Origin of the sequence: Microcystis sp. LE19-8.1F, assembly GCF_027531715.1 — a bacterium.
Taxonomy (GTDB): domain Bacteria; phylum Cyanobacteriota; class Cyanobacteriia; order Cyanobacteriales; family Microcystaceae; genus Microcystis; species Microcystis wesenbergii_A.
Window position 1 is genome coordinate 18,145 of sequence record NZ_JAPZSO010000078.1, and the last position, 22,256, is coordinate 40,400.

Annotated in this window: 20 protein-coding genes and 1 pseudogene; 10 read left to right on the forward strand and 11 right to left on the reverse strand. The window is 45.6% G+C overall.

Features of this window, described 5'->3' with window-relative positions; genetic code table 11:
- The first annotated feature begins 25 nt into the window (after positions 1-25).
- Positions 26-757 carry a RadC family protein gene (radC, locus tag O9334_RS08020; RefSeq protein WP_287999798.1) on the forward strand — a complete coding sequence of 244 codons (732 nt, stop codon included), beginning with the start codon at positions 26-28 and terminating at the stop codon, positions 755-757.
- An 83-nt stretch (positions 758-840) separates the two neighbouring features.
- Here the strand turns inward: radC and O9334_RS08025 are convergent, their stop codons facing one another.
- Positions 841-1,131 (reverse strand): DUF4164 family protein, encoded by a 291-nt coding sequence (locus O9334_RS08025; protein ID WP_287999799.1) that lies wholly within the window; start codon positions 1,129-1,131, stop codon positions 841-843.
- Between the two features lie 502 nt (positions 1,132-1,633).
- Between O9334_RS08025 and purM the strand changes: the two genes are divergently transcribed.
- Positions 1,634-2,659, forward strand: a complete 1,026-nt coding sequence (gene purM, locus O9334_RS08030; RefSeq protein ID WP_287999805.1) for a phosphoribosylformylglycinamidine cyclo-ligase — start codon at positions 1,634-1,636, stop codon at positions 2,657-2,659.
- A 29-nt stretch (positions 2,660-2,688) separates the two neighbouring features.
- Here purM and cofH read toward each other — a convergent pair whose 3' ends face one another.
- The 3 genes from cofH to O9334_RS08045 form a co-directional block, all read right to left on the reverse strand.
- Complete coding sequence (cofH, locus tag O9334_RS08035; RefSeq protein WP_287999800.1) at positions 2,689-3,825, reverse strand: 7,8-didemethyl-8-hydroxy-5-deazariboflavin synthase subunit CofH; 1,137 nt, start codon at positions 3,823-3,825, stop codon at positions 2,689-2,691.
- A gap of 137 nt (positions 3,826-3,962) precedes the next feature.
- On the reverse strand, positions 3,963-4,649 hold the full coding sequence (gene psb29 / locus O9334_RS08040; RefSeq protein ID WP_287999806.1) for a photosystem II biogenesis protein Psp29: 687 nt from the start codon (positions 4,647-4,649) through the stop codon (positions 3,963-3,965).
- Positions 4,650-4,660: 11 nt separating this feature from the next.
- On the reverse strand, positions 4,661-4,792 hold the full coding sequence (locus O9334_RS08045) for a hypothetical protein (RefSeq protein WP_274518336.1): 132 nt from the start codon (positions 4,790-4,792) through the stop codon (positions 4,661-4,663).
- 73 nt (positions 4,793-4,865) lie between these two features.
- Here O9334_RS08045 and smpB point away from each other — a divergent pair, with 73 nt between their 5' ends.
- Positions 4,866-5,330 carry an SsrA-binding protein SmpB gene (smpB, locus tag O9334_RS08050; RefSeq protein ID WP_045358804.1) on the forward strand — a complete coding sequence of 155 codons (465 nt, stop codon included), beginning with the start codon at positions 4,866-4,868 and terminating at the stop codon, positions 5,328-5,330.
- Positions 5,331-5,448: 118 nt separating this feature from the next.
- Entirely contained in the window at positions 5,449-5,997 is a 549-nt protein-coding gene (locus O9334_RS08055) for a DUF2808 domain-containing protein (RefSeq protein WP_287999801.1), read from the forward strand.
- Positions 5,998-6,108: 111 nt separating this feature from the next.
- Here the strand turns inward: O9334_RS08055 and O9334_RS08060 are convergent, their stop codons facing one another.
- A complete protein-coding gene (locus O9334_RS08060) occupies positions 6,109-6,426 on the reverse strand; it encodes a KGG domain-containing protein (protein WP_045358806.1) in 318 nt (105 codons plus the stop codon).
- Positions 6,427-7,310: 884 nt separating this feature from the next.
- On the opposite strand from O9334_RS08060, the gene O9334_RS08065 reads away from it, so the two are divergent.
- Positions 7,311-8,492, forward strand: a complete 1,182-nt coding sequence (locus O9334_RS08065; protein ID WP_045358807.1) for a cysteine desulfurase family protein — start codon at positions 7,311-7,313, stop codon at positions 8,490-8,492.
- Between the two features lie 212 nt (positions 8,493-8,704).
- Here O9334_RS08065 and pdhA read toward each other — a convergent pair whose 3' ends face one another.
- Entirely contained in the window at positions 8,705-9,739 is a 1,035-nt protein-coding gene (gene pdhA, locus O9334_RS08070) for a pyruvate dehydrogenase (acetyl-transferring) E1 component subunit alpha (protein ID WP_045358808.1), read from the reverse strand.
- 247 nt (positions 9,740-9,986) lie between these two features.
- On the opposite strand from pdhA, the gene O9334_RS08075 reads away from it, so the two are divergent.
- On the forward strand, positions 9,987-12,230 hold the full coding sequence (locus tag O9334_RS08075) for an IMS domain-containing protein (RefSeq protein WP_190380765.1): 2,244 nt from the start codon (positions 9,987-9,989) through the stop codon (positions 12,228-12,230).
- A gap of 366 nt (positions 12,231-12,596) precedes the next feature.
- Here O9334_RS08075 and O9334_RS08080 read toward each other — a convergent pair whose 3' ends face one another.
- Entirely contained in the window at positions 12,597-13,343 is a 747-nt protein-coding gene (locus O9334_RS08080) for an SIMPL domain-containing protein (RefSeq protein ID WP_045358810.1), read from the reverse strand.
- A gap of 747 nt (positions 13,344-14,090) precedes the next feature.
- On the opposite strand from O9334_RS08080, the gene ffh reads away from it, so the two are divergent.
- Positions 14,091-15,527 (forward strand): signal recognition particle protein, encoded by a 1,437-nt coding sequence (gene ffh, locus O9334_RS08085; protein ID WP_045358811.1) that lies wholly within the window; start codon positions 14,091-14,093, stop codon positions 15,525-15,527.
- A gap of 3 nt (positions 15,528-15,530) precedes the next feature.
- On the opposite strand, the gene thiL is transcribed toward ffh, so the two are convergent.
- From thiL to O9334_RS08095, 3 genes and pseudogenes are all read right to left on the reverse strand, one after another.
- Positions 15,531-16,499: a thiamine-phosphate kinase gene (gene thiL / locus O9334_RS08090; RefSeq protein ID WP_045358812.1), complete on the reverse strand. Its 969-nt coding sequence runs from the start codon at positions 16,497-16,499 to the stop codon at positions 15,531-15,533.
- A gap of 319 nt (positions 16,500-16,818) precedes the next feature.
- Positions 16,819-17,036 (reverse strand): annotated as a pseudogene (locus O9334_RS23125) (hypothetical protein).
- 145 nt (positions 17,037-17,181) lie between these two features.
- The gene (locus tag O9334_RS08095) at positions 17,182-17,853 is read right to left on the reverse strand and encodes an MBL fold metallo-hydrolase (RefSeq protein WP_190381894.1); all 672 of its coding nucleotides are present in this window, start codon (positions 17,851-17,853) and stop codon (positions 17,182-17,184) included.
- Positions 17,854-17,957: 104 nt separating this feature from the next.
- On the opposite strand from O9334_RS08095, the gene O9334_RS08100 reads away from it, so the two are divergent.
- From O9334_RS08100 to cax, 3 genes are all read left to right on the forward strand, one after another.
- Entirely contained in the window at positions 17,958-19,442 is a 1,485-nt protein-coding gene (locus O9334_RS08100) for a site-2 protease family protein (protein WP_287999802.1), read from the forward strand.
- Between the two features lie 157 nt (positions 19,443-19,599).
- The gene (locus O9334_RS08105) at positions 19,600-20,223 is read left to right on the forward strand and encodes a YdcF family protein (RefSeq protein ID WP_287999803.1); all 624 of its coding nucleotides are present in this window, start codon (positions 19,600-19,602) and stop codon (positions 20,221-20,223) included.
- A gap of 27 nt (positions 20,224-20,250) precedes the next feature.
- Complete coding sequence (gene cax / locus O9334_RS08110) at positions 20,251-21,339, forward strand: calcium/proton exchanger (protein WP_045358817.1); 1,089 nt, start codon at positions 20,251-20,253, stop codon at positions 21,337-21,339.
- Here the strand turns inward: cax and rsmG are convergent.
- Positions 21,336-22,019 carry a 16S rRNA (guanine(527)-N(7))-methyltransferase RsmG gene (rsmG, locus tag O9334_RS08115; protein WP_287999804.1) on the reverse strand — a complete coding sequence of 228 codons (684 nt, stop codon included), beginning with the start codon at positions 22,017-22,019 and terminating at the stop codon, positions 21,336-21,338. The two genes, cax and rsmG, sit on opposite strands and share 4 nt — an antisense overlap.
- Between the last annotated feature and the right edge of the window lie 237 nt (positions 22,020-22,256).

Consider the following 22,256-nt stretch of genomic DNA (forward strand, 5'->3'; position numbering starts at 1 on the left):
TTTATCGCGGTAGCTTGCCACTTCCATGACCTACAGCTTAAGAATTGCCGATATTCCTGTCAGTGAAAGACCAAGGGAACGTTTAATCAGTGTCGGGGCGAAAAACCTCAGTAACGCCGAATTATTAGCGATTTTACTGGCTACAGGTCAAGGTAAAGGCAAACTCTCGGCAGTGGGTTTAGGACAGCATATTCTCAACGAATTGAGTAAATATCGCCGGGAGCCTTTGGACGTTTTGAGGGATATTCACCCCCAAGAATTAACCGCTATTCATGGCATTGGACCGGCTAAGGCTACTACTATTCTAGCGGCGATCGAATTGGGAAAACGAGCTTTTCAACGACGACCGACGGAAAAAATGGTCATCGATAGTCCCGATACCGCTGCCGCTATCCTTGGCCACGAACTAATGTATCAGTCTCAGGAACGTTTCGCAGTTATTTTACTCGATGTCAAAAATCAGTTAATCGCACTCAAAGTGATTACTATCGGCACAGCCACGGAAACACTGGTACATCCGCGAGAAATCTTTCGAGAAGTAGTTAAACAATCAGCTACTAAGTTAATTATCGCCCATAATCACCCCACCGGGTCACTTGTGCCTAGTCAAGACGATATTCTACTCACAGAACAATTATTACAGGGAGCTACCTATCTAGCCATTCCTCTCCTAGATCATTTGATCCTCGGTAATGGCAACTTCCAAAGTCTTCGCCAAATCACAGATCTTTGGGAAAAATATCCCCAAGAAGATTGACAGAAAAAACACTCGATCGAGTAGTTTAATTTTTTAGCCGTTTCAATTGGGCGTTAATTTCCTCAAACATTATGCGATCGCTGTCAAGGATTGGGGAGAAAACCAAAAATTTTGGCCGCTCCTCCTAAAATAGCAACAACCAAAGCTATCAGAATCCCCCGATTGGTAAATTCTTGATCACCGACCCTTGCAGTTAACCCTTTAATTTCTGCGGTTAGTCGCTCATCTAAAGCTTTAATGTCCCCTCTTAATTCTGATTGTCCTATCTCTAGCTTGTTTAAACGCTCGTTGACATCTCTTTGTAAAAAGTCGATTTTCCCCTCAATCCTTGTCAAGACAGCCTCAAGGGAATAAGTGACCGTTTCGTTAGACATTTTGCTAAACTCCTAATTAATTAGGGCTTGCTGAATAAATGTGAAATGTAGGCAAGGTAAGAGTTTTGTGGCTTTTCTTGCGAAACAGGTGCAAGATTTTGAGATAATCGTGCTTCAAAACCTGGCATCTTGAGCGGCGATTGCGTCCTGTAGGGGCGAAGCATTCGGGTAATAACCTATCGGTGAAACCGTAGATTTTCTATCCGAATGCTTCGCCCGTACTTTTTCAGCAAACCCTAATTAAGTAATCTCAATTAATTGTTAGATAGTGGCGCAGGCTTCTGATTCTTTGTATTTTATCTTTAATTGTAACTGGCTACTTAGTCGATGATAGGTGCTGGGTTACGACGGATTGTCACCTTCGAGTCAAACCAGCAATTTTGGCCGTCTCACGCACCCTTTCCTCCGCACTTCCCAATTCATAATTCATAATTCACAATTTATAATTCCCATGCGACCGAAATCTAGGTAAAATTTGAGAGATACAATCGGTCAATTGGGCATGGATTATAAAGAAGCGGGCGTGGATGTGGAAGCGGGACGCGCTTTTGTCGAGAAAATTCGCCAAAATGTGGAAAGTACCTTCCGTCCTGAAGTTATCGGCGGTTTAGGCGGTTTTGGCGGCTATTTTCAGTTACCTTCCGGTTATCGGCAACCGGTGTTAGTATCGGGAACTGATGGCGTAGGAACCAAGCTGAAAATTGCCCATAGTCTCAATTGCCATGATACGGTGGGAATTGACCTCGTGGCCATGTGCGTCAACGATGTCTTAACCTCCGGGGCTGAACCTTTATTTTTCTTGGATTATCTCGCCACCGGTAAACTGGAAGCGTCACAGTTAGCAGCGGTGGTATCGGGAATCGCTAGGGCCTGTCGTGATAGTGGTTGTACTCTTTTGGGAGGGGAAACGGCGGAGATGCCGGGGTTTTATTCGGCAGGAGAGTACGATTTAGCGGGTTTTTGCGTCGGTATTGTCGAAAAGAGTCAATTACTCGACGGCAGTAAGGTGCAAATCGGCGATGTGGCTATCGGTTTAGCCAGTAGTGGGGTTCACAGTAACGGTTTTAGTCTTGTTCGTAAGATTATCGACACCCAGGGCTTAAATTGGCAAGATTGCCCCGAAATTTTGGCCGGCTCTAGCTTAGGTGAAGTTTTGTTAACTCCCACTAGACTTTATGTCAAACCTGTGCTAGAACTGCTGCGCTCTGGGTTAGATATTCACGCCATGGCCCACATTACTGGGGGTGGTATCCCGGAAAATTTGCCCCGCTGCTTAGGTAAAGAGCATTCCGTGCAGATTTACCGCAAAAGTTGGCCAATTTTGCCGATTTTTCACTGGTTAGCCCAGATGGGATCGGTTAATGCCGAAGCCATGTTTAATACTTTTAATATGGGTATCGGTTTTGTGATCATTGTCCCATCAGATCTGGCTCGATCGACTATTAATCAACTACAATCCTCTGGGATTAATGCCTACCAAATCGGCGAAGTGATTGCCGGTAAGGGGGAGATTGTTGGGCTTGATTAAGCTAAAAAAACTTATTCAGCAAACCCTAGTTAATAGATTGTATCCCGTTGACGGGCGGGGCGATCGAGGGATTTAATCGCCGTTGCTAATTCCTCGACGGTCAAACAAGTACCGCCCAGCGCCCCGGCCATAGTGGTAATATGTTCTTCCATGAGAGTACCACCGAGATCGTTGCAACCCCAGTTTAAGGCTTCTGTCGCCCCCTGTAAGCCCAATTTTACCCAACTGGGTTGATGATTTTTAATGCTATTGCCCAAATAAATCCGCGCCACTGCTGTTAATTTTAATGTATCGGCTAAAATTGGTTGATCCCGTCCGACTCGATTTCTCAGGGGTTTGGGGGCTGATTGTCCCACAAAAGGCAATAAAATAAATTCGGTGATTTTGGCCGGATAATTATTTTCTAGGGCGATTTCTTGCTGTTTTCTAATTTTTTCAAGGTGCTGCACCTGTTGACTAGGGGTTTCAATATGACCGCAGAGCATGGTACTGGTGGTATATAACCCCAAGCGATGGGCAGTACCGACTATTTCTAACCAAGTGGCGGCATCGATTTTTTCTGGACAAATTACCCGTCTTACCTCATCGACTAACACCTCGGCAGCCGTCCCCGGGAGAGAATTGACTCCTGCTTCTTGCAGGGAAGCGATAACTTTTTCGTAACTTAAAGCGTCTTCTCTAGCAATAAATTGGACTTCTTGGGGCGAAAAAGCGTGTAAATGCAGGTCGGGAAAGGCTTGTTTCAGGTTTTTAACAATTTCGAGGTAATAGTCTAAGGAATTGCCCTTAATCTTGGCTTTTGGGTTTAATCCTCCCTGCATACAAATTTCCGTCGCCCCACGACGGACGGCATCCGCCGCTTTAGCGATAATTTCCTCTAAATTAAGCCAGAAGGCCCCTTCTTCATTTTCATCGCGTCTGAATGCACAAAAACTGCAATGCTGCTCACAAATGTTACTAAAATTAATGTTGCGATTGATAACGTAGGTGACGGTATCTCCCGCCTGTTGACGACGTAAAAAGTCGGCCGTTTCCCGAATCTGGGCAATTAAACGGTTATCGGTAGTTTCTAGCAAGATAATCGCTTCTTTCGCCGATAAATTCGCCCCTGACCGCGCTTTTGCCAAAATATCGGTTACGGGTGCGGTGATGGAGGAGTTAGTCACGGGAGATAAATATTAAGGGTTGCCGATCCTAATTGTAGAACGAGGTCAGAAGGAACAGTAAAGAAAGAGAGCCGATTTAATCCTTTTTCTGTTCCCTATTCCCTTGTCTGCACGCGGTAATTTCCGGTTGAGAGCCTTTATTGCGGGGTGGTTTGTTTTTCCTGTTCTTTTTGTTGACGTTTTTTCTTTTCTGCTTCTAGGGCATCTTCGATAACCTTGAGCAGCTGATCCATTTTATCGAGATTACCGCGATAAACATCGAGGTCTTTTTGCAGTTTCTCGCTGGAGAGATGGAGAATTTCTGAGAACTTTTGCAAAATTTGTTCGCGTTTTTCTTTTTCCTTGATCATGTCCGGTTGTGCTTCCGCTAAAATAGTATAAAGACCGATGGCAAACAGGCGACTATACTTAAACTTAGGCGCGTTGATCAGGGAAACTAAACTATCAGACAACTGATTGTTACCACCTAGAGCCTGGTTTTGCAGTTGGGAGAGCAAGGAATCAATATTAGTTTCTTTGGCAATAGCGATCATATTTTCGGCATCGCGACGATAGACTTCGGGATTACCGTTAACCGCTTGGCACAAAGCATTAAAAATATTCGGTTTATCCTCCCCCGGACGATAGCCTTCCATGAACTTCTCGAAAGAAGTAACCACACCAAGGGCATAAATTGGATCATAATGGAAATCTACATTAACGGAGAGCAGGTGCATCTCGACTAATAATTCCTCAACCACGCGCCGATACACCGAATTGATGGGGCGGGTGTGGCGAGTATAAAAATCACGCTTACTATCGGAAACAGTACGAATTTTGTCCACAGAACCAAACTTCATAAAAATTTAACACTGCTCTCATTTTCCCCTTTCTCGTTCCCCCTGACAAGGCCGGTGATCACCAAAGAGCCGCCAACGGTCAGTCCAGAGAGAGCAAAAGAGCGAGTAAGATATAAAGATAAGGACATGGGAAAATCGAGATAATTAGCCGATACTGCCTCTACCAATCGCTTTTTTACTTTTCACTTTTCATTTGACTATATGGCTAATCAAGACGACAAAATCAAAATTATCAGTGATAACCGGCAAGCACGCCATCTCTACGAGATTTTAGAGACTTTTGAAGCGGGGGTGCAGTTGCTGGGGACCGAGGTTAAATCCGTGCGTGCCGGTAAGGTAAACCTGCGGGATGGTTACGTTTTAGTCCGCAATGGTGAAGCGGTGTTAATTAATGTTCATATTTCCGCCTACGAACAGAGTAGCGAATATTTTAATCACGATCCGCGCCGGACGAGAAAATTGTTGATGCACAAAAAGGAAATCAGCAAACTCATCGGTCAAGTAGAACAGAAAGGCTTAACTCTTGTGCCTTTGAAGATGTATTTTAAAGGTAGTTGGGTAAAAATCAGCATTGGCCTCGGTAGGGGCAAGAAATTACACGATAAACGCGAAGATTTGAAACGTCGTCAGGATCAACGGGATATGGCACGAGCGATGAAGCGTTAACCAAGACACTTATCGGACTGGCAAAGGTCTAGGTAAGAAACGAGCGGGTTTTGTTACAGTTGAACTGTATTCGGCCCCTTGCGGCCATCACCATCTCCCTCACCTTGGGTTAAAATTTATGTTAAAAGTCTTGACAAAAGTAATTAAATATGCTAGGACACCCGCTTTGATTGCTCTATCCTTAGCTGTGGGTGCGGGGATTATTTTACCAAAAATAACTTTAGCCAATGGCAACCCCGGCCTAACAATTTTTAGTGGAGTCGATCGCAAGGATATCTTAGATTATTTCTTGCAATTCGGTGGCCGTCCCCAGCAAATGGATCGTTATAAACTCTATATCCCCCCGAAAAAACTCTCCCAAGGGGCTGCGGCTTTTTTTATTTCCTATCCCGATTATTTTAACGGCCAGTTTGACACCAATAAAATCGAGGTACGCATCAACAACAAATCTTTACCTTTAAAGGAAGTGGTTTGGGATAAGGATAGTCGCATTATTCAAATTGTCCCCGAACAAGCGATCGATCCGACCAGTAAAGTTGAAATCGTCATGTCTAATGTCAGAAATCCTGAATTAGGCACTTATTACTTTACCTGTGATGTGATTGCCTCTGGCAATATTCCCGTCCGTCTCTACGTTGGGACTTGGATTGTCAGTATCGAACCTTAAAGTATTTATTGGAAATAGGGAAATGGGGAGATGGGGAAATTCAACTAAAACCCCAACACCCCAACACCTAACCCCCAACACCCTCTTGGTCCGAGAAAAAGTCAACCAAAGTCAACTATTTGCCTCCGAGTTGCCAAAATCTGAGGAATTTTCAACCATAGACTCGTTGGCTGGGGAATTTACCTCGGAGTTTGAGTTTTTACGACTGCCTTTGTGGGAATTTTTGCCACCTTCCCGTCCGATGGCTGCCATGTGGGCGCGATCTTGGCTAACCGCTTCACCGCCTTTTCGTCCCGCTTCCCGGGCTTCTTCGGCGGTAAATTCGTGGGCTGTACCTTTTTGATGAGCAGCTTTACCACCTTTACTAGCGATTTCCCGTTGTTTAGCTTGATCCATAGAGGCAAAACCGCGTTTACTCTTACCTGTCATAATATACCTCCTGTGTGAATGCTGATTTTAAACGTTCTTAAAGATTTATGCGAGATTTTTAAAAGATCAAAATCATGGTCTTGTCGGTGGGCAAAACATTGAGATTGCCCCGCTTTCCTCCTCTAAGAACTATGGATTCCTATCTAGGATCATAACTCATTAGCTTGACTTCTAGGGAACCAATTACAGCAATCAAAGGGCGTATTTTATGTTAAAAAATATTAAGCGAATCGAGCATCTATCAGTCTAAAGATATAGAAGTTATCTTAATGGTAAGGTACAAAGTTGGCCTTTTGGGGGAGTCGGTCTTCAGTGATCAGTGATCAGTGATCAGTTAAACCCCATCCACAGGGAAAACCGTAGTTTGGCTTTTTCGGCTACGATCCTTGCATAGCAAGACTTTAAAGGCTTAGTGGCTTGACCGTGAAATTCCAGTTCTCTGGCTGGTTGCGGTTTATCAGCTTTTTTCTCCCTTCTCCCTGTTCACTGATTACTGATTACTGTTTACTGTTCACTGAAAAATCCCCACTTTCCACTGCCCACTTCCCTTGCTGCATGGGGCTTCTCAGAAAAAATTGACAAGCCGCCACTGGGTACATTTTCCCCTTGAAAATGGCTGTATCGGAGAAGGGAGCGAGTTGTTAAAGTTGGATTGGCAGTTAATCATAATGATGAAAAACGGATTTGGTATCATACATCATAACTACTCTAGAAGAGCCGAAAAAATTTACTTGGCAGATACAAAGTACCATCTTGGTAAATCGCCTTCAGTTTTTCCGTCATAGCTATTAGCGGTAAGTTTACAATAGGTAATACGGCTCGATTGCGTCAATTTAACCAGAATAACTATCACCTATCCTTCCTGATCCCCGCACGCGAAAAATATGTCTCAAAAGCCGATTTATCTAGATTGCCACGCCACGACACCGCTCGATCCGCAAGTTCTGGCGGCGATGTTACCCTATTTTACCGAACACTTTGGTAATGCCAGTAGTATTAATCATGTCTATGGTTGGACAGCCGAGGCTGCGGTTAAACAGGCAAGAGAAACAATCGCCGCTGCTATTAATAGTAGTCCCGAAGAAATTATTTTTACCAGTGGGGCAACGGAGGCCAATAACCTGGCTATCAAAGGGGTTGCCGAAGCTTATTTCGCCAAGGGACGGCACCTAGTTACGGTGGTGACAGAACATCGCGCCGTTTTAGATCCCTGTCATTATCTGGAAAAATTGGGTTTTGAGGTGACAATTTTACCCGTCGGTGCTGATGGCCTAATTGACTTGGAACTACTAGAAAAATCTTTGCGTCCTGACACGATTTTGCTGTCAATTATGGCTGCTAATAACGAGATTGGGGTGATTCAACCTTTAGCGGCAATTGGGGCGATTTGTCGCCAGTATCAGGTACTTTTTCATACGGATGCGGCCCAAGCAATCGGGAAAATTCCCCTAGATGTGGGGGAAATGAATATAGATCTGATGTCCTTAACTGCCCACAAAGTCCACGGACCAAAGGGAGTCGGTGCGCTGTACGTCCGGCGCCGGAACCCCAGAGTCCGTCTCGCCGCTCAAATTCAAGGGGGAGGCCAGGAAAAAGGACTGCGATCGGGTACGATATTTACACCGCAAATTGTCGGTTTTGCCAAGGCGGTAGAATTGGGTATCAAAGCGATCGAAGAAGATAACAGCTACTTAAATCAGTTAAAAGCCAGTTTATGGGAGATTATCAGTCAATTAGACAGAATCTATCTCAATGGTCATCCTAGCCAAAGATTAGCCGGAAATTTAAATATTAGTATTGAAGGAGTGGACGGTGCGGCGTTATTGTTAGGATTACAGCCAATAGTGGCGCTTTCCTCCGGTTCTGCCTGTTCTTCTAGCCATACCGCCCCCTCTCACGTTTTAACTGCCCTGGGTCGCCCCGAATCTCTCGCCTATGCTTCCCTGCGCTTCGGGTTGAGTCGTTTTAATACTTTAGAAGAAATTGAACAGGTGGGGGAACAGGTGGTTTTAACGGTTAATTCCCTCCGCAAAGCCAAAAATTTTAATTTTTGCTCAGACCAGTAATATCAAATCCTGTTCTAATAAAATGAGTAAAGACGAGGAGATAAAATACCCAAGAAAGCCTAATTAGCCGAATATCTAAGTTGAAAGTAACTGAAAAATAGATACAGAACCAGTCAAGATTTGGTGGAAAAAAGAAGATGGCACTTGTTGGGTCAAATATCTTGAGGAGGGACAATAACTGATAACCGATAACTGGTAACTGATCACTAAAATCACTCGTCTTCGGCGAAAATAAAGCGAGTTAGTTCACTAGGATCGGGTTCGGGGCTAGATTCGGCAAATTTAACCGCTTCCTCGATTTCAGCTTGAATTTTCTGCTCGATTTCTTTTAATTCCTCTCTCGTGGCCAAATCTCGCTCGTAGAGATAGGCGGCAAAGCGAGTGATCGGATCCCTTTCGCCCCAGAATTGTTTCTCGTCAGCACTGCGTAACTCGTCCGGATCTGCCAGAGAGTGACCCCGGAAACGATAGGTTAAGGCCTCAATTAAAGTCGGTCCCTCACCGGCGCGGGCCCGAGCCACGGCTTCTCTGGCGGCGGCATGAACGGCGACCACATCCATACCGTCCACTTCCACACCTACCATACTAAAAACACTGGCTTTTTTATAGATTTCCGGTTGAGAAGTGGCTCGATCGTGGGCCATACCGATCGCCCACTTATTATTTTCCACCACATAGATAATCGGCAACTTCCAGAGGGCAGCCATATTCAGACACTCAAAAAACTGGCCATTATTACTCGCCCCATCCCCAAAGAAACAGACCGTTACCTGATCGGCACTGGCATCAGCCATGGCTTCGCGACGGTATTTACTTTGAAAAGCTGCCCCGGTAGCGACGGGAATCCCCTCAGCCACAAAAGCGTAACCCCCTAAAAGCTTATGTTCGGCGGAAAATATATGCATGGAGCCGCCCCGTCCTTTACTACAGCCGGTAGCTTTGCCGAATAACTCCGCCATTACCTCTTTGGCGGGAACTCCGGCACTGAGGGCGTGGACGTGATCGCGATAGGTGCTAGAAACGTAATCTTCTCCCTGACGCAAGGCTTTAATAATACCGCTAGATATCGCTTCTTGACCGTTGTAGAGATGGACAAAACCGAACATTTTGCCCCGATAATACATTTCGGCACATTTATCTTCAAACATCCGCCCCAAAACCATATCTTCGTATAGGCGAAGACCTTCAGCTTTGGTAATAATGATGGAAGCAGGATTAAAGGTTGGTAAAGTACGTTCGGAAATCATAGGGTCTGTAGTATCATTTAGACAACAAAAAGGCAAGGGGAGAGGAAGCGGTAGATTTTTCGAGAATTCTGGCAGTGAATTTTTTAGTCTTAAACCAGGGAGTTCTTGGTATTTTCTCTCTCGAATCTAATCTTAGTCAGTCAGAGATTGGCTAGGATAGAATGGTATCTTGTTATTTTACTCGCTCCGCTCTCACTTACATCATTTAATTCACTAAGGACTCTCCAGAGTTGAGGTACAGCTAACCGTGCGAATTCCTCTTGACTACTACAGGATATTGGGAATCCCCTTTCAGGTGAGTGCCGAGCAAATTGATTTGGCCTACGCCGATCGGGGACGGCAATTGCCCCGTCAAGAATACAGTCAAACAGCGATCATTGCCCGTCAGCACTTGTTAGATGAAGCTTACCAAGTGTTAAGTGCTGCGGATCGCCGTCGTGATTACGATACCCAATTGTTCGACTCCAATCCCCTGCTTCTCAACCCAGAAAGCAGCGCCGAAAACCTAGATTCTCAAGGTGGGGAGGTGGCGGCGGCTTCCTCAGAATATCTCACTTCCCAGATTACTATTGCCCCCGCCGATCTGGTGGGAGCTTTGCTCATCCTGCAAGAGTTGGGAGAATACGAGTTAGTGATTCGTTTGGCCGAAACTTATCTAGATTTAGAGCCAATTACTCGCCCAGACATGATCTTAACCCTGGCTTTGGCCTACGGGGAATTAAGTCGGGAATATTGGCAGGATAAAAATTATGAACAGGCGGCCAGCACTGCGGCCAAAGCCCTGACTTGGTTGGAAAAAGAACAAATGTTCCCGCAAGTGGCCAGCGAGATTCGCCATGATTGCGATCGCCTGCGTCCCTACCGGATTCTGGAATTGTTATCCCAAGAAAAAAAACCTAGTCTTGCCCGTCAGCGCGGCTTAAATCTCTTGGAGGAGATGTTGGCCGCTCGCGGCGGCATCGATGGCCAGGGCGATGATCGCTCTGGGTTAGGGGTGGATAATTTTTTACGCTTTATTCAACAGTTACGGGTTTATTTAACTCAGGCTGAACAGGAGAAAATTTGGGCAAAGGAGGCACAACGCCCCTCGGCGGTGGGTAATTATCTGCTGGTCTATGCCTTGATCGCCCGCGGTTTCGCCCAAAAACAACCCGCCGCTATTGTGGCAGCCAGCGAGCGCCTACAGCAATTACAAAAACATCAGGATGTCTCCCTAGAGCGATCGATCTGCGCCCTACTGCTCGGTCAAACCGAACAAGCAAGCACAATTTTAGAAAAAAGTCAAGAGCAAGAAATATTAAATTATATTAAGGAACAATCGGGGCAATCTCCCGATCTTTTACCTGGGTTATGTCGTTACGGTGAGCGTTGGTTACAAACAGAAGTTTTCTGCCATTTTAGTGATTTAGTCGAGGAGAAAGCCTCACTCAAAGAGTATTTTGCTGAGGAAGAGGTACAAAATTATTTAGAAGAATTGTCAGGTTTTCCTGACAAAAAAGTTCCTGTGCCGGTTCGAGAAAAGCCCAGCGAACCTTTAGAATCGGAAGTAAATGTTCTGAAAACCCACACCCCCCCCACCCATTTAAACCCAGTGCCAGGAGTGACACCGATGAGGGAATCTGCTTATTCTTCTTCCCACTCTCGTCCCCAAAAACCGTCTTTAGCTAGAGCTAACGGTGAGCGGGCAAGCACTGCTGTACCTGCCCTGAGAGTCACCGCTCAGGAGGAAACTCTCACCCCCTATACTCAGGGTACTGTGGTGGTGACAGCAGCCTATCGTCAACCGGCACTTAATCCCCGCCGTCGTCGTCCTAGTCGCCCGCGCCCCCAAGCAGCAGGCAACTCCGGGCCGGCAGCCCTAGAAACGGCAAAAACTGCCGTAGTCGCACCGAAACGGAGACGACCAGCCCGCAGAAAACTGCGACTCGATCGAGTGGCGATATTAGGGGTAGGATTAGTGGGAACAATCGCGGTTTTGGCCCTGGGGGTAAAGGCAATTGTCGATAGTCAATCTCCTTTGGCAGCCTTGCAAGGGGAACAGTTACCGATTTCTTTAAATACTCCCATACTAGAAATTCCCTCGGCTAATGCGGAAGTGATGGAAGGGATTCCCTTGGACAAGGAAACAGCAAAGGAGACGATTCAAGCTTGGTTAGAAGCAAAATCGGCCGCTTTTGGCAGTGAACACCAAAAAGAGCAATTGAAAGAGGTTTTAACGGGTTCAGCCTTAGAAATTTGGCAAAAACGAGCGGCGGCTTTACAGGGAAATAACTATTGGCGCTACGAGCATCAAGTGGATGTGCGCTCGGTTACTAATAATGCGAAAAATCCTAATTTAGCGACGGTGGAAGCGATAGTAAACGAAAAGGCGATGTATTTTCATAATGGCAAAGAAATTGTCAATCGTTCCTATAATAAGTCCTTGAACCTGCGCTATGATTTGGTACGGCAAGGAGATAAATGGTTGATCGAAAACACCCAAAGGAGATAAATGGTTGATCGAAAAAACCCAAGTTTTACGGCCCAACTAAACTTACTCAAACTTACTTAAAAGCCAGCAATGTTGAATCCGTAGATAAAACTTTACATACAAGCTGACTAGAACAGGTGTTCGCTGAGAGAGATTAAATTTCCCTTTTGCGATCAAATTAACGGCTCTCTTGGGTTTGGTGGGTAAAATGTATTGTTATGATACAGTCCTGCCAGCGAGCGACTGGAACGAACCACAAAGACACGAAGGACACAAAGAGACAACTCAAACAGAGGTTCTCTGTTGGCTAAAATTACTCTCATGGTCAAGTCTAGATCTAGCACAGACGCTCCGCTGTTTGGACAGCAGTAAGGAGTGGGTTGTCATTCACTCGATCCCGAACGTCACCGAAACGACCGCGGTAATATCTTTGTCGATCGAGGAAGTGTCGTAAACTCCCCAATCGCTCACGTCGGTGGAATTGCGCGAGGTGATCTGAAAAACTCCCGTTTTTGCATCGCGCACCCTTCCCACCCGACTGCCGGTGCTACTGGCGATCGCTTCGGCTCTCGCTCTGGCGTCCTTGGTCGCCGCGGCCACCATTTCCACCCGCAGTTTATCGAGTTGGGTGTAAAGGTATTGCGGGGGTTCGGAGACGAGGTTAATTCCCTCCTCGATCAATTCTGTTACCTGCCTAGAAAGTTCCTTGTAACGGGCCACATCGCTCCCTCGGATCTCGAAGCGTTGGGTGAGGCGATAGGCGAGAATTTGCCCAGTTTCCTGGCCGTTCGTTACTTCAGGAATCGGCATCGTCTCGATCGCGTTGGTGGTGATTGCGTCGTCGGGAACTTGTTTTTCTTTGAGATAAGCTCGTATCCGCTCGGTTTGCCGAATCAGATCGCGGTAGGCATCGCGGGCGGTGGGTTGTTGACTGGAAACCGATAAACGCCAGAGAAGATAATCCGATGTAATCGCCCTTTTTGCCGAACCGGTCACGACAAAAACATCGCCGGCCTGTTTCACCGCCAAGATCGCTCGCGCCGCTATCCACGAACTGAAGACGAGTGCGATCGATAGCGCCGATAAACCCGCGAATACCTGCGGGAAACGTCGGAATATAGAACTGTCTTTCATCGTCACCCCTCCTGGAAATCCGATGTTTCTATCCTATGCTAGTAGCGAGTGCGTTGAAACTATTATTTACAAAAATCAATTTTTCTCGCTTGAGGTCGATGGGCTTTGACAGCGAAAATTATTCAGCCCTTACTGGATTTTTAGGGCAATGGTGACTTAATAAATCTGACCAGAAAACCGGCGGAGAAATTATGGTAATACTCAATCCTGTGGAAAAAGTATAGGAGAGTAGGGAGTGGGAAGAAGAAAGCGGGTTTTTAAAGTTGGATTGGCATTTAATCATACTATTAAAAACCGATTTAGTATAACTCATCTTTGGTGGTCTGTTGGGAAAGGAGGTCAAAATAACCTAAATAATATTCGATTATTTGTCGAGCCTGGCGGTTACTTGAATCGCTTAAAAGATTGGCTCTGTGTTTTCTTAACTCCTCGACTAATTCACTACTTTTCTTTTCTATATACTCAACTTAATCGATTGATAAATTCTCGGCTGGAAACCGTTTTTACCTGTCATTTCTGTTTTTCCGTTCCCGAGAGAGACAGAAGAGGGATATAAAGACAAAATTACAGCATTTCTCCGATAGATGAGGTGCGTTTTGGCCCCTGAAAACCTTGCCGAAGCCAGGTTTAATTTATACTTCAGCTTGACGAGAAACGCTGTAGTCAACAGCTGACAGGGTAAGAACGGGGGTCTTCAGCCCGACATTGAGATAAAATCGATCTAGTTAAAAATTTAATTCCGAAACTATGTTCGACGCACTGGCCGATCGCTTAGAAGACGCATGGAAAAAGTTACGAGGTCAAGATAAAATCTCCTCGGCCAATATACAAGAAACCCTCAAAGAAGTCCGGCGGGCTTTACTGGAAGCAGATGTTAACCTACAGGTAGTTAAGGGATTTATTGCTGAGGTCGAGAAACAAGCCCTTGGCGCTGAAGTTATTTCTGGAGTCAATCCCGGCCAGCAATTTATCAAAATTGTCTATGATGAATTAGTCAAAATTATGGGGGAAAGCAACGTTCCCCTAGCCCAGGCCGATAAACCCCCCACCGTAATTTTAATGGCCGGGTTACAAGGGACAGGAAAAACCACCGCCACCGCCAAATTAGCCCTATACCTCCGCAAACAGTCCAAAAGCTGCCTGATGGTGGCTACCGATGTTTACCGTCCAGCGGCCATTGACCAATTAATCACCCTCGGTAAACAGATAAATGTTCCCGTCTTCGAGATGGGTTCTCAGGCTAATCCCGTCGATATCGCCCGTCAAGGTGTGGAAAAAGCCAAAGAATTGGGCGTAGATACCGTTATCATCGACACCGCCGGTCGTTTGCAGATAGATACCCAGATGATGGGCGAACTAGCACAAATCAAGAAAATTGTCAACCCCGACGACACTTTATTAGTGGTGGATGCGATGACCGGTCAGGAAGCGGCCAGTCTTACCAACACTTTTCACCAACAAATCGGCATCACGGGGGCAATTCTCACTAAACTCGATGGCGATACTCGTGGTGGGGCGGCCCTATCAGTGCGGCAAATATCGGGACAACCGATTAAATTTGTTGGGGTTGGGGAAAAAGTCGAGGCTTTAGAGCCATTTTATCCCGATCGCCTTGCCAGTCGCATCCTCAATATGGGTGATGTCCTGACGCTAGTGGAAAAAGCTCAGGAACAGTTAGACCTAGAAGACGCGGCCAAAATGCAGGCCAAGATTTTAGAGGCTAAGTTTGATTTTAATGACTTCCTCAAACAGATGCGGCTGTTAAAAAATATGGGTTCCCTGGGGGGAGTCTTAAAGTTAATACCCGGTCTGGGCAAACTGAGCGGGACAGACATCGAAAAGGGCGAAAAAGAGCTAAAACGCACGGAAGCGATGATTAATTCCATGACCACGGAGGAACGCGCTAACCCCGATTTATTGGCTAAGTCTCCTAATCGTCGTCGTCGCATTGCCAAAGGTTCGGGACATCCGGAAACGGAAGTTAACAAACTAATTACTAATTTCACCAGAATGCGATCGATGATGCAACAGATGGGACGGGGACAAATGCCCGCTATGCCTGGGATGCCCGGGATGGGTGGCGGAATGTTTGGGGGTGGCAATCAACCGGGGTTCCGCGGTCAAGGTGGCAGCCCGAAAAAACCAAAGAAAATCAAGAAAAAGAAAGGTTTTGGCGATTTATAGAGGCTAAAAATGTTGAAATCCAGAGCTTAAACTGAGGTTTCTACCGTCGGCTAATTTTATCTCTTTCCCCCGGACAATTTGACCGATTATCGCCCCCTCTTCCCCCACTTTCTCCAGCAATTCTCTGGCACTGTCCGGAGGCAAACACAAAACTAACTCAAAATCTTCACCGCCGTATAAAGCCCATTCTAGAGCTTTTTCGGCTCCTACATATTCTTTCAGGGTTGGATGCAGGGGAATCCTCTCGATTTCGGCACCAACCCCACTACAGCGACAAATTTGCATGATGGCATCTGCTAACCCGTCACTGCTATCCATGCCGGCGATGGGAAATTGCTTGACAATTTTTTGTAAATGTGGTATGCAATCAAGTCTCGGTCGCGGGCGTTGATGGGCTTGGATTAATCGCTTTTTTTGGGCGGAATTTAAATTCCTCCCGGTTTCAGGGTGAAAGAGTAACTCTAATCCGGCCCGCGATAAACCGTGATAACCAGTAATAACGATACTATCGCCAACTTTTGCGTTAAAACGTCTAATTTCTTCATTTTTTGCCACTTGTCCCAGGGCAGTGATGCTGATGTTAATCTCCGTGGCCCGACAGACATCGCCACCAACGATCGCCGTCTGATATACTTGCAGACAAGAGCTAAGACCCCGATAGAGTCCTTCTAGCCAATCGATGGCTAGATCGGGAGTTAAAGCCAATCCTACCGTAATTCCCAGGGGTTCTGCCCCCATAGCCGCTAAATCGGATAAATTAGCCGCCGCCGCTCGCCAGCCCACATCTTCCGGAGAGGTGGTAATATCGCTAAAGTGGACGTTATTAACTAAAACATCAGTGGTGACGACGAGAGAGTAACCCTCTTTCAGGGATAAAATCGCCCCATCATCACCGATAATCTCCGCAGGACAATATTTTTGCAGAATCGGTAGCAATCCCTGTTCACCCAAATCTTTAACGGTTAAATTCATAATTTCTGGGAATTGAACGATGCAGCTTCTAAAAAGTCTTTAGTTACGGCTGGCTGAATAATGGTAAAACCCTTTTAAAATAAGGCTTTTGACCTGTTAAAATCCGATGTTAGTCCAAGAAAATAGGATTGAGACCTTCAAAAACCTTGCATTATCCTTGTCATAGTACAAAACTAATACAAAAAGCAGGGCAACAAAGCTTGAAACTCCTGACTGACTGGAAAATAGAAGCTGAAATAACGCAAATTCGTCAATCATACTAAATCCCTTGAGTATAGGCCACATATCAGGAGAGGCACTCCTGCAAGGGGAGTGACTCTTAAATTATTACAGATGTATCAGCAGCTGCGTGTAAGCATCCCACCGAAAAACTAATGCGCGGGGGGTTTGGGGGCGGCACTTCGACACATTTCGACAGGCTCAATGTAAAGGCTCAGTGGCCGCGCCACGCCCCCAACGGGGGGTTTGGGGGGTAGAACCCCCCAAAAGCTTGGATTGAGCGATAAAATCGGAAGTAATACTAAATCCGTTGAGTATAGGCTACATATCAGGAGAGGCACTGACTGGAAAACGGGGAATAAATAATCAGTTTTTAATAACCGGATTTAGTAGGGCCAGATGAAAATCAGTGAAACCCTACACCCCAAACCCTGCCCCCACGAGAAACTTTTTGCCGCAAACCCTAGTTAAGAGGATTGGCGCTGATTTTTTCGTAGGCGCGATCGATAATTCCCCGACCACGCAAAAAGCCGGTATTAGCCCCCGGACAAAGATAGGAGAGGGTTTCCGGACTAAAACGGTCTAAAATGGCCTGTTGCGATCGCAATTGTCGCGGCCAGTGGAAAGTTTTCGCGGTCTGTCGGGGTCGCGGTTGACCCTTAGTGTCGGGGAGAAGATGACGACCAGTAAATAAAACCCCCCCGTGACGGTTCCAGTAGAGACAGGAGGAACCGGGAGAATGGCCGGGAGTCCAAAAACCGCTACAAGTGGGAGATAACTGGATTTGCTGCTGAAAAACGGTAATTTGACGGTGAGGAAGCAGATAGGCTTCCTGTTCCTGTAGAATAATCTCACAATCAAGTAAACTTTGCAGAGAATCGCTCTGTTTACCCTGACCCCCGCGATGGGTAAAAAATAGGTAACGGACACCCTTTTCTAGGAGAAAATCTCGCTCGCTCTCCTCACAGCTAGGACAATCCACCAGAATATTGCCGGTATTTTCTACAATAAGATAAGAGGTTCCCCCTAGGGTTTCCCGATTAGGCGAGAAAGCGTATAAACCTTCTAGAATTAATCGGGGGGGTTTTGTGGTTTTGCTAACCTCTAAAGGAGACGATTCGGTTTCCGATCGCATGGTTTGCCTATCCAAATCACAATCAATGCGGTTTATAACTTAGCACGATCGATGACCGGGCCGGCTGAAATTAGCCGCCTTTTACTCAAGAGAAAAGAGCCGATATGGAAATGTGGTTGTTATTAGGGATTCTGGGCGGTTTCACCTATTTTATCGTCAAGCGTAGCGTGGCCAAAATCACGACAACACCAATATGGTTAATTTGGTTAGTCCTGATGACTCCGGCTCTTATTTGGACCGGCTGGACGTTAATCTATGGAGAGGATACCCCCATGCCGGCATTTTTGCTGTTCGGTCCCTTTGTGATCTGCCCTTTCTTGTACTGGTGGTTAGTACAAAAGGGTCGAGTTACTCCCCAAGAAAGCCCCCCATCACCACTGGAAACAGCGAATTTAGTCCTAGAAAATATCGATAATCCTGCGCCTAAAAATAATTTAAAACCGATCACTGCCGCAGAGGAAAAATCCCTAAGAGATTGTTTTCCTTGGGGTGTTTATTATCTGCAAAATATCGATTATCGTCCCCAGGCAATTCTCTGTCGGGGGAAATTGCGGGCGGTTCCCGAAGAAGCTTATCAAGTGATTAAAAACAATGTGGAAAAGGTTTTTGGGGATCGCTTTTTATTGCTTTTCCAAGAAAGTTTTCAGGGACAACCTTTTTTCGCTCTTGTGGCTAATCCCTGGCAGCAAAAAACAGAAACTATAGAAACTGAAAAAGTTACTCGCCCCCTTCTTGCCCTGGGTTTATTGTTATTAACTCTCTTAACTACCACGGTCATCGGTGCGGGATTAAGTGGCATTACCGCCCAACAATTAGAAAATAATTCTAGTTTATTATTGCAAGGTTTACCCTATAGTTTAGGCTTAATTGCTATTTTAGGACTGCACGAATTTAGCCATTATTTGACAGCAGTTAAATATAAAATTAAAACTACCTTGCCCTATTTTATCCCCTTTCCTTTCTTCCTAGGCACCTTCGGGGCTTTTATTCAAATGCGATCGCCTGTACCCACCCGTAAAGCTTTATTTGATGTGGCAGTGGCCGGTCCGTTGGGGGGTATAATTATCGCTATTCCTCTACTGTTTTGGGGATTGTCCCTCTCGGAAATAGTTCCCCTAACCAATCAAAGCAGTTTATTAAATTTTCAGGCCTTAAATCCGCAGTTTTCTTTTTTCTTGTCTATCGTAGCTAAACTAGCTCTCGGCAGTAATTTAATCGCAGGAAAAGCCATCCATTTACATCCTTTAGCGGTGGCTGGTTATGTGGGAATTATCGTTACAGCCCTAAATTTAATGCCCGTGGGTCAATTGGATGGTGGTCATATTGTTCACGCCATGTATGGGCAGAAAACCGCCATAATTATCGGTCAATTAACTCGATTATTCATGTTTATTTTAGCCCTAGTGCAACCAGATTTTTTACTCTGGGCGATTATTCTCTTATTAATGCCGGTCAGCGATCAACCGGCTTTAAATGATGTGACGGAATTGGATAATAAACGAGATTTATTAGGCCTATTTTCCCTGGCTTTGTTATTAAGTATTTTGCTGCCCCTTCCCGAAGCGGTGGCCCGTTGGTGGGGGATGTAAGCGACCCCATCAATCAACCTGAGTTCCAGGAAAATTATCGGTCAGTTGGGGAATAAAATCCCTATCTCCTACGTCAATGTGAGTTCGATGACCCTCATCCTCGATCACTTTAATCCACAAAGCTGAAGGCTGACAACTGATCACCGATCACTGATATATGGTTCTCAAGGCTAATTCTCGCAGAAAAAAGCGAGTTTCTCTGAAAGCGAAGTTAGGCAAATCTAGGTTAAAATGGCTGGCTATTCCGCTAATTTTGGCGATTTTAGGCTGGTTATACCACGATTTACGTTACCGGTGGGTAAAACCGGAAGCGATTTTTGTTTTGGGAGGTCATGCTGATCGAGAACGTTTTGCGGCAAAATTAGCGAAGGAATATCCTGATCTACCGATTTGGGTGTCTTCCGGTAGTCCGCGACGATATGTGAAAAAGATTTTTAAAAAAGCGGGAATTCCCCTAGAACGTCTCCATCTCGATTACAATGCGCGAGATACTGTCACTAACTTTACTAGCCTAGCCGATCAACTGAAAGCCCAAGGTATTGATAGTGTCTATCTAGTCACTTCCGATAATCACATGAGAAGGGCGCGATTAGTGGGAGAAATTGTTTTTGGTAGTCGTGGAATCGTGATTAAACCGGTGACTGTTCCCTCCCAATCACACCCCGAACCCCTAGAAAAGTCGCTCAGAGACGGTTTTAGGGCAATATTATGGATAATAACCGGTTCTACTGGGGAATTTTGGCTAGAATCCGATTCTAGTTCCCATCTCCGATCAAAATAAAATTATCTTGACAAAATTACCCACTTTATGTTAAGCAAAAATACCATTTTCGCCATCTTATTGATTTTTGTGCCGCTATCGATCGCCGGTTCGCTGTTACACTGGGGCGGAACGGTAGTTTTTATCACCGCTTGTCTAGCTATTATCCCCCTAGCGGCCTATATGGGGGAAGCCACGGAAGCGATTGCGGTGGTGGTTGGGCCAAATATTGGCGGTTTGATGAATGCTACTTTTGGCAATGCCACAGAATTAATTCTTGCCTATGTCGCTTTGCGGGAAGGGTTCATCGATGTGGTAAAAGCGACGATTACTGGCTCAATTATCGGTAATTTACTCTTAGTTATGGGATTATCGATGTTTTTAGGCGGTTTACGCTTCAAAGAACAGGAATTTCAACCGATAACCGCCCGTTTAAATGCTTCAGCCATGAATTTGGCGGTGGTGGCGCTCCTTTTACCCACTGCCGTGCAATTTACCTCCACGGGAGTCGGGGAAGCAGTCCTGCAGCGTCTATCCGTGGCCGTGGCAGCGGTGTTAATTTTCGTCTATGGTTTAAGTCTCTTATTTTCCATGAAAACCCACACCTATCTCTATGATGTCGGGGTTGCCGGTATCGAGGAGGAAAGTACCGGAGAAAGCACCGCAAGGCCGAAAATCTGGTTTTGGTCTTTGATTTTATTGATCGTTACCATCGCCGTGGCCGTAGAATCGGAGTTATTGGTGGCATCCCTAGAGGAGGCTACGGAACAGCTAGGTTTAACGGCGCTGTTTACCGGGGTGATTCTTTTGCCTATTATCGGTAATGCGGCCGAACACGCTACGGCTGTCACCGTCGCCCTTAAGAATAAAATGGATCTATCGGTATCTGTGGCCGTTGGTTCCAGTATGCAGATCGCCCTGTTTGTGGCTCCGGTTTTGGTTATCATGGGTTATATTATCGGTCAGCCCATGGATCTAAATTTTAATCCCTTTGAGTTGGTGGCAGTGGCTGTAGCGGTGTGGTTGGCTAATTCGATTAGTAGTGATGGGCGATCGAATTGGTTAGAGGGAATGTTACTCTTAGCTACATATACTATTCTGGCCTTGGCTTTCTTTTTCCATCCTCTCACCGCTTAAAGTTGTTTCTTAGAGATATATAGACAATGACGGACGCTTTCGCTTAAGGGAGTGGTGAAACTGGCAATTTCGAGGATTTTACCGCCAGCTTTCCCTAGATTCTTCTCTAAACTCGAACTATCCTCCGACGACCACTGACCACGATAGAGGATAGCGATTCCGGTCTTTTTCAGGAAAGGCAAAGCATAGTTAACACAGATATCCACATTAGCTACCGCTCGCAAACAGACGATATCGTAAGCACAGTTATGTTTAGGGTTTTTCCCGACGATTTCCGCCCTACCTAAACGAGTTTTCGTGTTATTTAACTCTAATTTGTCAATAACTTCTTCAAGAAAATTAATCTTTTTTTGGGTGGAATCCAAGAGAGTCACCGACCAATGGGGATAGGCGATCGCAATTGGCACCCCCGGAAATCCGGCCCCAGTCCCCAAATCGATGACTGATAGGGATTTTGTCAATAAATCTGGCTGGGATTTTTGTAACCAAGCTAAACCCGATAAAGAATCCCAAAGATGTTTTTCCCAAAACTCCTCCGGTTGGGTAATTCGGGTGAGATTACAACGTTGATTACCCTCTAAAATCAACTCATAAAGTTGTTGAAATCGCGCTTGTTGGGCCCCATCGGGTTGCCATTCTAGGGTTTCTTGCCAAAGGTCAAATAATTCAGGAAGGATCATTAATTCAGTTATCAGTTATCAGTTATCAGTTATCAGTTATCAGGTATGAGGGGAGTGGGGAAATTTCAACTAATACCCGAAAACCCCAAAACCTCAACTATAGCGTTTTTCAGTCTGCTGAGGTACAAAAGTTATGGGTTTTAGGCAAAAGGCAAGAGGCAAAAGTCAAAAGGGAAGAAAAATATGTGTACCTCACTAGCTTATAGCGGTGTGCAGTCGTATTAGGTACAGTGTCAC